The sequence below is a fragment of the Geodermatophilus sp. URMC 65 genome, assembly GCF_053502545.1.
In genome coordinates this window covers 3,644,252-3,658,709 of the sequence record NZ_CP199954.1, presented here as the reverse complement: position 1 = coordinate 3,658,709, position 14,458 = coordinate 3,644,252, and the positions used below count along the sequence as shown (strand labels likewise).

10 protein-coding genes are annotated in these 14,458 nt (G+C 73.1%); 3 read left to right on the top strand and 7 right to left on the bottom strand.

What is annotated here, in order from left to right; all coding sequences use genetic code 11:
• The first annotated feature begins 69 nt into the window (after positions 1 to 69).
• The gene (locus ACWIX7_RS17740) at positions 70 to 1,206 is read left to right on the top strand and encodes a flavin-containing monooxygenase (protein ID WP_448617744.1); all 1,137 of its coding nucleotides are present in this window, start codon (positions 70 to 72) and stop codon (positions 1,204 to 1,206) included.
• Between the two features lie 49 nt (positions 1,207 to 1,255).
• Positions 1,256 to 1,672 (top strand): hypothetical protein, encoded by a 417-nt coding sequence (locus tag ACWIX7_RS17735; RefSeq protein ID WP_448617743.1) that lies wholly within the window; start codon positions 1,256 to 1,258, stop codon positions 1,670 to 1,672.
• An 838-nt stretch (positions 1,673 to 2,510) separates the two neighbouring features.
• Here the strand turns inward: ACWIX7_RS17735 and ACWIX7_RS17730 are convergent.
• Positions 2,511 to 3,965 (bottom strand): FAD-binding oxidoreductase, encoded by a 1,455-nt coding sequence (locus ACWIX7_RS17730; protein WP_448617742.1) that lies wholly within the window; start codon positions 3,963 to 3,965, stop codon positions 2,511 to 2,513.
• A gap of 394 nt (positions 3,966 to 4,359) precedes the next feature.
• Here ACWIX7_RS17730 and fxsT point away from each other — a divergent pair, with 394 nt between their 5' ends.
• Positions 4,360 to 7,311, top strand: a complete 2,952-nt coding sequence (gene fxsT, locus ACWIX7_RS17725; RefSeq protein WP_448617741.1) for an FxSxx-COOH system tetratricopeptide repeat protein — start codon at positions 4,360 to 4,362, stop codon at positions 7,309 to 7,311.
• Between the two features lie 875 nt (positions 7,312 to 8,186).
• On the opposite strand, the gene ACWIX7_RS17720 is transcribed toward fxsT, so the two are convergent.
• The 6 genes from ACWIX7_RS17720 to ACWIX7_RS17695 all read right to left on the bottom strand — a co-directional run bounded on the left by ACWIX7_RS17720 (position 8,187) and on the right by ACWIX7_RS17695 (position 14,446).
• Positions 8,187 to 8,732 (bottom strand): ATP-binding cassette domain-containing protein, encoded by a 546-nt coding sequence (locus tag ACWIX7_RS17720; protein WP_448617740.1) that lies wholly within the window; start codon positions 8,730 to 8,732, stop codon positions 8,187 to 8,189.
• Positions 8,729 to 9,760 (bottom strand): NAD(P)-dependent alcohol dehydrogenase, encoded by a 1,032-nt coding sequence (locus ACWIX7_RS17715; protein WP_448617739.1) that lies wholly within the window; start codon positions 9,758 to 9,760, stop codon positions 8,729 to 8,731. Before ACWIX7_RS17715 ends, ACWIX7_RS17720 begins: the two co-directional genes overlap by 4 nt.
• Entirely contained in the window at positions 9,757 to 10,500 is a 744-nt protein-coding gene (locus ACWIX7_RS17710) for a DUF4386 domain-containing protein (protein ID WP_448617738.1), read from the bottom strand. Before ACWIX7_RS17710 ends, ACWIX7_RS17715 begins: the two co-directional genes overlap by 4 nt.
• Positions 10,501 to 10,528: 28 nt before the next feature.
• Positions 10,529 to 10,789, bottom strand: coding sequence for a hypothetical protein (locus tag ACWIX7_RS17705; RefSeq protein ID WP_448617737.1), 261 nt, complete (start codon positions 10,787 to 10,789; stop codon positions 10,529 to 10,531).
• A 140-nt stretch (positions 10,790 to 10,929) separates the two neighbouring features.
• Positions 10,930 to 13,686: a LuxR C-terminal-related transcriptional regulator gene (locus ACWIX7_RS17700; RefSeq protein WP_448617736.1), complete on the bottom strand. Its 2,757-nt coding sequence runs from the start codon at positions 13,684 to 13,686 to the stop codon at positions 10,930 to 10,932.
• 166 nt (positions 13,687 to 13,852) lie between these two features.
• On the bottom strand, positions 13,853 to 14,446 hold the full coding sequence (locus tag ACWIX7_RS17695) for a helix-turn-helix domain-containing protein (protein WP_448617735.1): 594 nt from the start codon (positions 14,444 to 14,446) through the stop codon (positions 13,853 to 13,855).
• Positions 14,447 to 14,458 lie beyond the last annotated feature (12 nt).

Here is a 14,458-nt window from a genome sequence, read left to right as displayed (position 1 = left end):
GCGTGACGCCGGTCTCCCGCTCCTAGCGTCCGGTGTCACGCCCGCCCCCATGCCCGTCAGGAGGACCCCGTGCCAGCCATCCCGTCCACCGGTGGCCGTGAGCTGCTCGACGTCGTCGTCATCGGCGCCGGTCAGGCCGGTCTCGCCCTCGGCCACCACCTCGCCCGCCGTGGCGCCGACTTCCTCCTGCTCGACGCCGGCCCCGAGATCGGCCACAGCTGGCGCTCCCGCTGGGACTCCCTGCGGCTGTTCAGCCCCGCCCAGTACGACTCACTGCCCGGCCTGCCCTTTCCCGCCCCGGCCGACACCCACCCGAGCAAGGATGACGTCGCCGACTACCTCGCCGCATACGCCGCCCACTTCCGGCTGCCGGTGCGGCTGGACTCCCCGGTGCGGCGACTGCACCGCGACGGCGACGGGGACTTCACGATCACCACGCCGTCCGCGACGCTGCGCGCGAGGCAGGTCGTGGTCGCCACCGGGCCGTTCCAGACCCCGCACATCCCCGCCCTCGCCGACCACCTGGACCCGCTGATCCCTCAGCTGCACAGCGCCGAGTACCGCAACCCCGCCCAGCTGCCCGCCGGCGCCCGGGTGCTCGTCGTCGGCGCGGCCAACTCCGGGCTGCAGATCGCCGCCGAGCTCGCCGGTCGCTGCTCCGTCATCGTCGCGGTCGGGTCCGAGCCGCTGCAGCTGCCGCAGCGCATCGCCGGCCGCGACCTGTTCTCCTGGCTGACGAAGACCGGGTTCCTCACCGTGCCGGCACACACCCGGCTGGGCCGCCGGCTGCGCGCCCGCGGCGACCTCGTCATCGGTACCCGCAGCAGTCGGCTCCGCGCTCGCGGTGTCGGGTTCCGGCCCCGGCTGACCGGCGTCACCGGCCGCACCGCCACCTTCGCCGACGGCAGCACCGCCGCACTCGACGCCGTCGTGTGGGCCACCGGCTACCGCACCGAGTACTCCTGGCTGCACGTGCCCGGGGTCGTTGCCGACGGCCAGGTCCGCCACGAGGCCGGGGTGACCGACGTCCCCGGCCTGTACTTCCTCGGGCTGCCCTGGCAGACCTCCCGCGGCTCGGCGCTGCTCGGCTTCGTCGGCGCCGACGCCGCCACCCTGTCCGACCGCATGGCCGCCGACGGCCGGTCGAGGGAGCAGGCCGAGCCCGCCCGCCGCGAGCCTGCGACCCCGGCGATCTCGCCGGCGTGACGCTCACCCGCATCCCGGACGTCGGTCCGGCCTACCGGAGGGAGCACCGATGTCCACCGCGACCGCCCCAGCCGCCGTCGAACGACCGTTGCCGGCGCCCGGCGACTCCTCGGCGGTCCGGGTGTTCCTCGCCCGCTACGGCGCCACGCTGCTGCCGCTGCTGACCGCCCTCGTCGCGCTCCAGCTCGGGTGGCAGATGGTCACCGGCAGCACCTGGACGGCAGCTGTCACCGCCGGCTGGGCGTTGGCCGTCGCGGCCTGGCTGCGCTGCCGCGGTTGGCACGTCGGCACCGTGCTCACGGTCACCGGAGCCCCGGCTGTCCTCATGGTCGCGTTGGCCGGACCGGGGCTGTCGCCTGCCGGGCTCGTGCTGTGGGTGCCGGTGACCACCGTGCTGGCCGTGGCGCTGGCGATGGCCGCCCTGCCCGCCGGCGCCAGCCGAGCCCGCCCCCGGCTCAGGGCCTGACCACTCCGCCGTCCTCGTGGCCGGCCCCACCCGGCTCGGGATCCGGCGTCGGTGCCGGTCCGGGGTGACGGACCTCCGCACACGAACGCGCCGCTCCTGCACGAACGACAGAGGCCCGGCGCTGTGTGCGCCGGGCCTCTCTCGGCAGTAGCGGGGGACCGGCCAAACCACCGCTCTCGCTGTTGCACTTCGTCTGTTTCCGCAGGTCACAAGCCACTGCATGGGCATCTGCGCACCCCGTTCCGGTCCGTTTCCCGACCCGGCTTGCTGGCCTGCCGGGATACGAAGGTGATCTTGACACGCGCTTCGGACAGCGGTGCGGGATCGACGAGGTCGTGCCGGTGTTGGGCTGCCGCCGGGGGCTCGCGTACGAGCGGTGAGGGGTGTAGCACTGAGCGTGGGCGGTCGGAGGACCGACTTCTTCATCAGCCACGCCGGCCGCGGCGGCTAGCTGCGCCGGCGTCGCCCGTGAAGCTGGATCGCGAGTGCCAGGAGTCACCAGTGGTCATGCCAGCAACGGGCACCACCCGAGGGCCCCGCTTCCGTCCTGGCGAAGAAGCTGGGTCCTCGGCGTGACAGGGCACTTCGGGCTCCCACCTGCCCCCGGCGCTCGGACGCGCAAGGGCAAGCGGGAACGCTCCGCCATGCGGCCGCTCCGGTCGAAGCAGCCGCACAGGCCTCGCGCCCACCACTGCTGCCGGCCGGTGAGCCTCCTCAATGGCGTTCCCGCACCTGGCAGGCGAGTGCATCCCAAGTGCGTTCTCAGGCTGGCTGGTCTCCGCCGAAGCTGAAGGGCATACGCTAGCCGGGTCAAGGACGGAGCCGGGGGCCGCGGCGTTCAGCCGGCACTCTTGTCAGCGGTGGCAGGCCGGGTCTGGCGGGGTGAGGGGATGCCGGCTGCCGCGGGCGGGATGTTGGGGTTGTGCCGGAACACGTTGTCCGGGTCCCACTCGGCCTTCAGTGCGGCGAGGCGCCGGTACTTCTCCTCTCCGTAGGAGGCGCGCACCCGTCGGTCATCGGTGTCGGCCTCGAAGTTGAGGTACGTCGCGTCGTCGCGTGCGTAGGGCCGCAGGGCCTGCCAGAGGTCGCGGACCCAGGCGCGATCCTGGGCGTAGGTCGCCTCGTCGCCGGCGAGGGCGAGCAGTGCCAGCGCCCAGTGCGGGCGGCGGGGGCTGCCCCAGGCCGTGGCGTCGTCGGACACCTCGCTGTACCTGCCGGTCAACGGGAACATCGGCACGTAGGACAGCGGTGAGCACATGTCCGGGAGCCGGCCGAGGATGACCGCGAGCACGTCATCGGACAGCTGGTCAAGGTTCAGGCCCTTGTCGTAGGCCCGGATGCCCCACGGATTCGCCTCGTCGAGCATTTGCTGGAGCGCCACGTACGGGATCGGTGTCACCATCTCGAACAGCGGGTGGCGCTCCTGCAGCGGGCGCACCGCGGCGGCATGCTCCTCGGCGCTGCCCCACCCGGCGACCATCACGGCGATGCCTCGTACGCCGCGGTGGTCCTCGGGCACGAACGGCTCCGGCGGTGCGGACATCCCCACCACTGCCCCCGCGTGCCCGGCGGGAAGGCCGAACAGGTACTCACGCGCGAAGCGCAGGGGCTCGACGGCGTCCGGCGGACGCCAGAAGAACAAGCCCAGATTGGCCAGCGGGTTGACCTCGTGTAGCGCGAAGACCAGCTCGGTGACGATGCCGAAGTTGGTGCCGGCCCCACGCAGCGCCCAGAACAGTTCGGGATGGGCCTGTTCCGACGCGGTCACCGTGCGCCCGTGGGCTGTCACCAGCGTGGCGGCGACCAGGTTGTCGCAGGCCAGCCCCTGCTGCGAGGTCAGCCAACCCAGACCACCGCTGAGCGTGAGCCCAGCGACCCCGGTGTGGCTCACCGTGCCGCCGACCACGCCCAAACCATGCGGGGCGGTCGCCGCGTCCACGGCGGCCAGCGTCGCCCCACCCCCGACATAGGCCCGGCGGCCGTCCGGGTCGACCCGGACCCCGGCGAGCCGGGACAGGTCGATCATCACCGCGTCGTCCATCACCGCGTTCCCGGCTCCGCTGTGCCCGCCGCCGCGCACGGTCAGATCTGCGCCCTGCTGGCGGACGAACGCGACGGTCTTCGCCACCTCCTCGGTCGAGGCGGGTCGCACGATCAACGCCGGCTGGCGCGTGATGGCGCCGTTCCAAATCGCCCCGGCGCGGGCGGCGGCGAATCCGGGAGCCGCCGGCCGCAGCACCTCGCCGGAGACGGACCGCTCGAAGCGGGCGAGCGCGGCGTCATCGAGTGACATGGCAGCCCCCTATGGGACGCAGCCTGCTCACGGTGCCCCACCGCACCGTCGGAACCAAGAAGGTAATCCTGAACAGCTACCACGGCCTGTAGGGACTTCGGGCGACCTCATCGAAAGCGCACCACCGCAGCCCCGGCGTGTCATGACACGGATAGATCAGCGACCCCCAAACAAGCCATACGCGGTGCGGGACCGCCAGACGTCCGGACGGCGGAGGTGGGACCTGGGGAACTCGCGCGCCTGGTCGTCAGAACGATGAGTCCCGGCGCTGCAGCGTGACCTGCGGATCTCCGGGGAGCTTGAGGCGCCGGTGCACCACCTCATCAGGCGACTTGCATGTCCTGCTGGCGCAGCCGGCCTCGCATACGGCGGGTGATGCGTGTAGCACTGGTGCGTGAGCAGTCGGAGGACCGACTTCTTCATCAGCCACGCCGGCCGGGACACCGCCTGGGCCGAATGGCTGGCCTGGCAGCTCCAGGAAGCCGGGTACACCGTCGAGCTGGACGTGTGGGACTGGGCTCCGGGCGAAGACTTCGTGGCCCGCATGCAGGTCGCGCTGGAGCGGGCGGACCGGCTGCTGGCGGTGTGCACCCAGGCCTACTTCGCCTCGCCCTTTGGCGGGGCGGAGCTGCGCGCGGCCTTCGCCCAGCAGGCCGCGGGCCGGGTCGTGCCGGTGCTCGTCGAGCCGGTGAATTTGCCGCCGCTCTACGCGTCGCTGATTCACCTGGACCTGACGGGGTTGGACGAGGCCGCAGCGGCGGCCCGGCTGCGGGACCGGCTGGCCGGTGGGCGGCCCACAGCGGCGCCGCCGTTTCCGAGAGCCGGACCGGCGCCGACGGACAAGCCGGGGTTCGCTGGCGTACTGCCGGCGGTGTGGCGAGTGCCGCCGCGCAATCCGCGGTTCACCGGCCGGGACGGAATGCTCGCCGAGCTACGGCGGCGACTGCACTCAGGTGAGGGCACGCTGGTGGTGCAGGCGCTCTACGGCCTGGGCGGGGTGGGCAAGACCCAGCTGGCCCTCGAGTACGCGCACCGGTTCGCCGCCGACTACGACCTGATCTGGTGGATCGACGCCGAACAGCCGGTCCTCATCCCCGGTCAACTCGCCTCCCTGGCCACCCGGCTCGGCCTGCCACCCGGGCCCACAGTCGCGGAGACTGTCGACCGGCTGCTGGCCGAGCTGCGCGGCCGGGGCCGCTGGCTACTCGTCGTGGACAACACGGAGCGGCCCCAGGACGTCGCCGCCTACCTGCCTGGTGGGGCCGGGCACGTGATGATCACCTCCCGCTTCCCCGGCTGGGGGGCGCTGGGTGGGCGGCTGGAGGTGGACGTGCTCACCCGGGCGGAGACGATCGCGCTGCTGCGCGCCCGTATCCCGGGCATGGGCGAGGGGCTCGCCGACAAGCTCGCCGCGGAGCTGGGGGACCTGCCGCTGGCGGCCGCGCAGGCCGCCGGCTATCTGGAGCAGACCGACCTTCCGCCGGCGGACTATCTGCGCCGCTTCCGCGCCCGTCGCGCCGACCTGCTGTCCCGCGGGGACGTGATCGGCTACTCAGGCCGTCTCGACACCGCCTGGGCACTGTCCCTAGAGCGGCTCCGTAACCAGGACCCGGCCGCGGTCCAGTTGCTGGAGCTGGCCGCCTTTCTCGCCCCCGAACCCATCCCCCTGTGCCTGCTCATTGGCCACCCGGAGCTGCTCGACCAGCCGCTGCGCGGCATCGCCGCCGATCCCGACGCCCTGGCCGACACCGTCGGCGCGCTCGTCGGCTACTCTCTGGCCCGCCGCTCCCCCGACGGCTTTCAGCTGCACCGGCTCGTGCAGACGGTGATCCGCCAGCAACTCCCTCCTGATAGGCAGCAGGCCGACGAACAGGAAGTGGTGGCCCTGCTGGCCGCCGCGTCCCCCGGCGACCCGGAGGATTCGGCCAGCTGGGCCGGCTACGCGGCCCTAGCTCCGCACGTGCTGGCCACCGCCCCGCTCACCGACCACGCTCCGGCTAGCCGTCGGCTGGTCTTTGACACCATCCACTACCTGCAGTCCCACGGCGACAGCCACGCCAGCCGGGCCGTCTGCGAACCGCTGCTCGACCGCTGGCGGGTGAACCTCGGTCCCGACCACCCCGACACCCTCACCGTCGCGAACAGGCTCGCTCTGGCGCTGCTCGCGGCGGGGCAGGTGGCATCGGGCCACGCCCTAGCCCAGGACACCCTGCAACGCTGCCGGCGCGCGCACGGCATGGAGCACGTCACCACCCTGGAAGCGGCGGCCATCCTGGCCACGGCTCTCAATCAACTAGGGAAGGCGGAGCCTGCCCGAACGCTGGGCCAAGACACCCTACGGCGCTGCCGCCGAGCACTCGGTCCGGATCACCTATTCACTCTCGGGACAGCGAGTGCCCTGATTGTCTCCTTCATCGAGCTGGGCGAGATGGGGAAGGCCCGCGAGCTGGGTGAGGAAACCCTGCAGCGTTGCCACGACGTTCTCGGCCCCGACCACCTGACCGCTCTGGCAGCGGCGACCGCTCTCACCCTCGCCCGGGTCGGGTTGGGCGAGGCCGAGGCAGCCCGCACCCTGGGTCAGGACACCTTGCCGCGCTGCCAACAAGTGCTCGGGCTAGAACACGTCAATGCACTATGGGCGGCGGCTGCTCTAGCCCTCGCGCAGCTCCAGCTGAGCGAGGCCGAGGCAGCCCGCATCCTGGGCGAGGACACCCTGCAGCGCTGCCAACGAACGCTCGGGTCTGAGCACCCGATCACCCTGCTGGCGGCGGGCACCCTGACCGGCGCCCTGGTCGGGGTCGGCGAGACCGAGGCAGCCCGCACCTTGGGCCAGGACACCCTGCAGCGCTGCCAACGAACGCTCGGGTCTGAGCACCCGATCACCCTGCTGGCGGCGGGCACCCTGACCGGCGCCCTGGCCCGACTGGGCGAGGCCGAGCTGGCCCGCACCCTGGGCGAGGACACCCTGCAGCGCAGCCGCCGGATGCTTGGCCCCGACCACCCGATCACTCTCGGTGCGGCCGCCGTCCTGACCGGCGCGCTTGCGTCGCTGGGCGTGGCCGAGCCGGCCCGCACACTTGGCGAGGACACCCTGCAGCGCAGCCGCCGGGCGCTCGGCCCGGACCACCCAATCACCTTGCTGGCAGCGGTGGCCCTGACCGGCGCCCTGACCCGGCTGGATGAGGCGGAGCCGGCCCGTGTGCTCGGCGAGGACACACTGGAGCGCTGCTACCGGGCGCTCGGCCCGGACCACCCATTCACGCTGTACCTGACCCAGTTCCTCCGCGGCGGCTATCCCATGCCCGGTGGCGACGGTGCCGCGGACCGCCCGAGTCGGCCGCTGTGAACATGGCCCTCGGACTCGTGTGCCTCGTCGTGAATGGGAGCCCCGTCCCGAAGAAGTACCGCGGCGGCCGCCGCTGACATCGGGCCGGGACCGACCGACTGCGGCCATCGAATGTCCCTTGTCTGGCCGCCATAGCCATCAAGTGACCAGCAACACGGCCCAGACTCTGGCCGAACAGCAGCGGCCCGGGACGGTCATCGACGTCGGTGGCTCGACCCGCCCCGAACGCCCCGGGCACAACCCCCCCCCGGGCACCGTGGCGGGCGAGCCACCGACACCAGACGGCAGCGACTACACCTGGAGCAGGGCCCGTGTGCGGGGCGGGGGACCGGCCGAACCACCGCTCTCGCTGTTGGACTTCGCCTCCTTCTGCAGGTCAGAAGGTCCTGCCTACGCATCTGCCCACCCCGTTCTGGTCCGTTTCCGACCCAGCGCACCCGCTCATCGGGATACGTCCGCGATCTTGACACACGCTTCGGACAGACCTGCCGAGCTGATCACGGGTGCACCGCGCTGAAACGGGCGAGTCCGAGGGCGAGCAGCGCGGTGGAGCTAGAGGTTCAGACCCGCCTGCGGCTGAAGGCCGCTGTGGGCCAGGGCCGGCGGGCGAGGTGCCATGCCCCCATCGCCAGGATCGGGTTGCCCGACGTGTAGTGGGCCCAACGGGGTTATACCGAGGGAGAAGGCGGTCGCGGCCAACAGTCCTAGCCGGGCAGCTGGGCCGGGACTCAGGACCGCGGCAGCCACCGCTGTCTCCCCCACGGTCATGGCTGCGCCGAAGGCGCGAGGGGCAGGCTCCGTTAGGACGAGTCCGGCGCGCCGGTACCACCCCCAGGGAGCACGCCGGGCCAGCATCGGAAACTGTTCGGGCGCTCTCACGGTGAGGGCCCCGTTCCAGGCGAGACCCATGATCGCGAAGAAGATGCCCAGTGCGCGCCCTCGGGGTCCAGCCCGTTGACCGGCTCGTCGAGGATCAGCGTGCGCGGGTCACCGAGCATCGCCGAGGCGATCCCGAGGCGCTGGCCCATGCTCAGGGAGAACCCGCCGACCCGCTTGCCGGCGACCGTGGCCAGGCCGGTCATCTCGATCACCTCGGTCACCCGTGAGGCCGGGATGTCGTGCGTGGCGGCCATCGTGCGCAGGTGGGAGCGTGCGCTGCGGCCGGGGTGCACCGCCTTCGCAACCAGCAGCGCTCCGGCCTCGGACAGCGGGGAGCGGTGGGCGGCGTAGGGCTTGCCTTCGACGGTGACGGTGCCCGACGTCGGCCGGTCCAGGCCCATGATCATCCGCATGGTGGTGGACTTGCCGGCGCCGTTCGGCCCGAGGAACCCGGTGACCGAGCTGGGGGCGATGGCGAAGCTGATCCCGTCCACGGCGGTCTTGTCGCCGTAGCGCTTGGTGAGCTCGTGCGCCTCGATCATGACGAGACCTCCTCGGTGCTCGCGGTGGCGGACGACGGCGCGGGCTCGGCCGCGGCGCCGGGGATGCGGAGGACGACGTTGCCCCGCTTGCGGCCGGTGTCGACGTAGCGGTGCGCCTCGGCGATGTCGGCGAGGTCGTAGGTCCGGTCGATGACGGCGCGGTAGGCGCCGGCCTCGGCGAGGTCGACCAGGACGGCCAGGTCCTCGGCGGTGGGCTTGCCGACGTCGGCGGTGACCAGGTGGCCGGTCCGCCGGCTGCGCACCGGGGCTAGCAGCAGCCCGCGCAGGTCGGTGACCACCAGCCGCAGCGCGCCGCCGGGCCTGAGCAGGTGCCGCACCCGCTCGAACGGCGCGTTGCCGACGCAGTCGACGATCACGTCGTACGTGGCCGGCTCGGCGGTGAAGTCCTCGCGGGTGTGGTCGATCACCCGGTCGGCGCCCAGCGACGTGACCAGCTCGCGGTTGGCGCCGCTGCAGACCCCGGTCACGTGCGCGCCGGTGTGCGCGGCCAGCTGCACCGCCGCGGTGCCCACCGCGCCCGAGGCCCCGTTGACGAGGACCGCTGCACCTGGCCGGAGCGACGCCTGCTGCAGGAAGCCGCGGGCGGTCAGCCCGCCGAAGACCAGCGTCACCGCGTCCTCGAAGGTCATGGTGGCGGGCTTGCGGGCGATCGGGTCGCCCGGCCGGACCAGGGCGTACTCGGCGTGCCCGCCGAAGTTCGCGCCTAGCATCGCGATCACGTCGTCGCCCGGTGCGAACGTGGTGACGTTCGCACCGACCGCCTCGACGACGCCAGCGGCGTCGAAGCCCAGCACGCGGCGCTTCGGGCGCAGCAGCCCGATCCCGGCGGCGGCGAGCAACCCGAGCCCGCGGGGGACCTCGCGGCTGCGGGCGCGGTGGTCGGCTGCGCTGACGGTGCTCGCCTGCACCCGGATGAGGACGTCGTCGGGGCCGCCCGACGGCCGCGGCAGCTCCTCGACGTGGACGGTGTCCGGCCCGCCGAAGCGGCGGTAGACCGCGGCCCTCATCGGACGGCCTGCGCGGGCGGGAGGGCGGCGACGGCGGACGGGCGGAAGCCCTTGACGGTCAGGTAGACGCCGAGCGAGAACTCCCAGACGGCGATCGGGATGCAGGCGACCGCAGCGAAGGGCGAGACGCGGTCGATGACGCCGAAGAAGATCGCGATGTCCGAGGCGAGGAGCAGCGGTGCTCCGATCAGCCCCAGGGTGGGCAGGATGCGGGGCACGAGGCCGGAGCGGTACATCACGTAGCCCAGGCACAGCGCGTTGAAGACGGGCATCAGGCTCTGGCTGAGCAGGAAGGTCCAGTCGTAGGTGGCGACCAGGGCGTGGCCGGCCGTCACCAGTGAGGCCTGGTCCGCATCAGGAGTCGTCGCGACATCGCGCAGGGTCGTGATCGTCAGCATGCTGACGACGCCGACGATGATGAGGCTGCCCTCTACGACCCGGGCGGTGACGAACCCGAGGGCGGCCGTCTCGCTCACCCGCCTCGTCACGGGGAACAGCACCACGGCCGTGCCGATGCCGGCTAGGGCGACGACCACCTCGGAGAAGGATCCCCACAGCACGCCGGTGGTGCTGCCGGTGCCCAGGACGAACTCGGCGCCGTCCCGCACCGGCTGGAACACCATGAGCGTGGGCACGGACACGAACGTGAGCAGGTAGAAGATCCCGGCGGCGCGGGAGGTGCGCCGCAGGGGGTCGGTCGCCGGTCGGGTGGTTGCGGTGGGAGGCGCCGTGATGCTCATGTCGGGTCCTTCCGGGGTTGATGGCGGGTCAGGTAGTGGAGGTGCGCGGCGGTTCGGGGTCGAGCGGGGTCACCGAGAGCAGCGGCACTCCGAGGTCGCGCACCTTCTGCAGCAGGCCGTGCAGCGCTGCCTGGTCGGTCACCGGACCGCGCAGCGCCGTGGTGCCGTCGTCGGCGGCGGTGAGGGTCATCCCGTCGAACCAGGCGGCCCACCGCGGGTCGAGGCGCCCACGCAGCCGGATCTCGTAGCGGCTCGAGTCGGAAGGACGGCCGTTTGTGTGCTCCGCCATCGAGTCCCCCTGTCCGGGCCGGCCGGCAGGATTGCTGTCCGGTGTTCCGGCGTTCCTTCGGTGCGGACGAACCGTAGGAACGGGGGTGGGGAGCGCGGCTCACCATGTGTGGTGATCCGGGTGGTGATTGGAGGCCGGGCCTACCGGTCGGATGCGGCGCCGCCGGGGCGGTGGTCGGTCCGGGCCAGGAGGTCGAGTTCCTCGCCGCGGCGGACCGCGGCCCGGCGGCTGTTCACCCCGAGCTTGGCGTAGAGGTTCTTGGTGTGCGTGCGCACGGTGTTCAGCGAGACGAACAGGTGGCGGGCGATGCCGGGGCCGTCCAAGTCGGTGCCCAGCAACCGCAGCACCTCGAGCTCGCGGGCGCTCAACGGCTCGACCAGCCCCCGCTGCACGGGTGCTCCGTCCCCGGCCGGGGCGCCCGCCGCCAGCAGCCGGCGGACATAGCCGGGGGCGGCCCCCTGCTGCGCGGCGGCCTTCAGCAGCCCGGCCAGCGGCCTCCCCTCGTCGAGGAAGACGCGCACGTAGCCCTCCGGCTCCGCGAGCTGCAGCGCGCGGTCCAGCGCGCCGAGCGCACCGGAACCGTCGTCCCGGCCCTGGTGGGCCAGCGCCTGCAGCACGAGCAGCTCGATGACGCTGCCGGTCCGGCCGCCGTCCTGCGCCGCGTGCAGCAGCCGATCCAGGAGCCCGGTCGCCTGGTCCAGCGACGTGCGGTCGCCGGACGTGCCGTGCTCGGCGAGCAGCGCCCGGGCCAGCGTCACGTGCTCGAACTCGCGCAGGTACGACGGGTCGTCGTCTGCGGACAGCCCGCGCTGTCGGGCCCAGTCGAACGCCTGCCCGAGCCGGCCCTGGGCCAGCCACACCCGGGCGCGCACCGCCGCGATCGGGCGCACGTCGGGGAACATGTCGCTGACGTAGCACCGCTGCGCCTCGTCGAGCAGGTCCACGGCGCCGTCGAGGTCTCCCTCGGCCTCCCGCAGCCGGGCCATCGCCATCCGCCACCGGTGCCGGTTCTGCGGCAGGCCGGCGTGCTCGCCGAGGGCCGTGCTGGCCGCCAGGTGCTCGCGCGCGGCGTCGAGCTCGTTGCGCTCCCGGCACAGCTCGCTCATGCCGACGTGCATGTCGGCCGCGCCGCGCAGCACCGTCGCGCCGTGCCCGGTCGCCGTGTCCAGGCCGTGCTGGTAGGTGGCCGTCGCGTCGCGGAGCCGGCCCTGTGCGATGCGGATGTCGGCCAGCGCGAGGGAGACGCCGAGGGTGTCGGAGTGGTGGCTGGCCCACTCAAGCTCGGCGCGTGAGTCGCTCCACCACCGGTGCGCGTCCGCCAGTTCGCCGCTGCTCCAGCGCGCCAGCCCCAGCAGCCCGGCGGCCGCCCCGCGGACCAGGTGGTCATCGGCGGCGGCGAGGTCGAGCACCCGCTGGGCGTGGGTCATGGTGCCAACCAGGTCGCCTGTCATCCGGGCCTGCGCGGCGCGGTAGACCGCGACCTGGCTGCGCACGGCCCGGACGAGCGCGTGATCCACCGCAGGCGTGGCGGCCAGCGTTGTGTCCGGCGGGGCGGCATCTGCGGGCTCCACTGAGTCCAACCAGCGCTCGGCGTCGCGCAGGTGCTCCTCCACGCCGTCGAGCTCGCCGTGGACCAGGATCGCGCCGGCGTAGCCGGCGCGTAGCACCGGCCGGTTGCGCAGCACGTGCTCGGGCAGCTGGTTGAACCAGTGGCGCAGCGTGGTGTCGTGGCGGTTCTGCCGGGCCGCCGGCATCGCGAGCTCGACCAGGTCCGCGGCCCGTTCGGCGTCCCCACCGGCGAGTGCGTGCCGGATCGCCTCGGACGGCTCGCCGTGTTCGGCGTGCCAGCCGCTGGCCCGCCGGTGCAGCTCGGGTACCCGGTCGGGCTGCTCTGCCAGCAGCCGCGCCTGGAGCACGTCGGCGAACAGGTGGTGGTAGCGGTACCAGTGCCGGCGGTCGTCCAGCGGGACCAGGAACAGGTTCGCCCGCTCCAGGGCCTCCAGCATCGACCGGCCGCCGCCGCGTCCGACGACGACGTCGCACAGCGGGCCGGTGAGCCGGCTGAGGATCGAGGTCTGCAGGAGGAAGTGCCGGACGTCGTCGGGCTGGCGCTGCAGGACCTCCTCGGCGAGGTAGTCGACGATGTACCGGTCGTCGCCGGCGAAGCCGGTGATGAAGCCGCCGGGGTCGTCGCGGCCCTGCATGGACAGTGCGGCCAGCTGCAGCGCGGCGATCCAGCCCTCGCAGCGCGCCTCCAGCGCCCCGACGTGCTCGGCCGTGAGCGCCAGCCCCATCGCCTCGGTGAGGTACGCCGCGGCCTCCTCGGCGGTGAAGCGCAGGTCATCGGCACGGACCTCGACGAGCTCGCCGCGCGCCCGCCACCGGGCCACGGGCAGCGCCGGGTCGGCGCGGGTGGCGATCACCACGTGCACCTGCGGAGGCAGGTGCTCCACGAGGAAGGCCATCCGGTCGTGCACGTCCGGCCGGGCGATGACGTGGTAGTCGTCCAGGACCACGACCAGGTCGTCGGGAGCCGCGTCGAGCTCGTTGACCAGGGTCGCGAGCACCTCGTCGAGCGACGCGTGCGGCTCCCGCAGCAGGGTGAGCGCGCCGACCCCCACGCCGGGCACGGCCGTCTGCAGCGCGGCGATGAGGTAGGTCCAGAACGTGCTCGGGTCGTTGTCCCGGGCGTCGAGGGACAGCCACGCCGTCGATCGCCGGTCGGCGGTGGCCAGCCACTCGGTCAGCAGGGTGGTCTTGCCGAAGCCGGCCGGCGCCGACACCAACGTCAGCGCCGCGTCGCCGCCCCGGTTCAGCCGCTCGTTCAGCCGAGGGCGCGCCACCAGGCCGCGCCGCCGCCGCGGCACGTGCAGCTTCGTCGTGAGCAAGGGGGCCATGACGACCACCTCCCTCGAGGGTCAGGCCCCGGGGGTGTCGCCCACCGCCCCGATGTCAGCCGCCCCGTCGCCGACACGCGCCGCCGTCTCGGCGGACGCATCGTGGCAGCCGGATCCGGACGGTGTCGATGCTCTCCGCTCCGTCCCAGCACGATGCCCAGCGCGATCAGGCGCGGTCGGCTCGGCGGGGGGCGGCGCGGACGTGGATGCGTTCGCCCTGCCGGCCCAGCAGGGTGAGGATCTCCACCGGCTGGTCGTCGGCCGGCCCGAACCAGTGCGGCAGCCGGGTGTCGAACTCGGCGACCTCGCCGGGCCCCAGGGTGAGGTCGTGGTCGGCCAGGATCAGCCGCACCCGTCCGGCGAGCACGTACAGCCATTCGTACCCCTCGTGGGTGCGCAGCTCGGGCTCACCCGGTTCGGGCGGGATGATCGTCTTCCACGCCTGCAGTCCGCCGGGGTAGCGGGTCAGCGGAACGACGATGCGGCCGTTGCGCCGGCGCGGGGTGAACCGCACCCGCGGGTCGCCGACCTCCGGGGCGCCGATCAGCTCCTCCAGCGGAATCCGGTGCGCCTGCGCGATCGGCAGCAGCAGCTCCAGGCTGGGCTTGCGCTGCCCGGACTCCAGCCGGGACAGGGTGCTCTTGGAGATCCCGGTCGCCGCGGCCAGCTCGGTCAGGGTGATGTCGCACTGGGTCCGCATCCGCTTCAGCCGCGGACCCACCCCGGCCAGCGCCGCCGCGATCGCCGCCGACTGCTGCATGCCGGCCAGCCC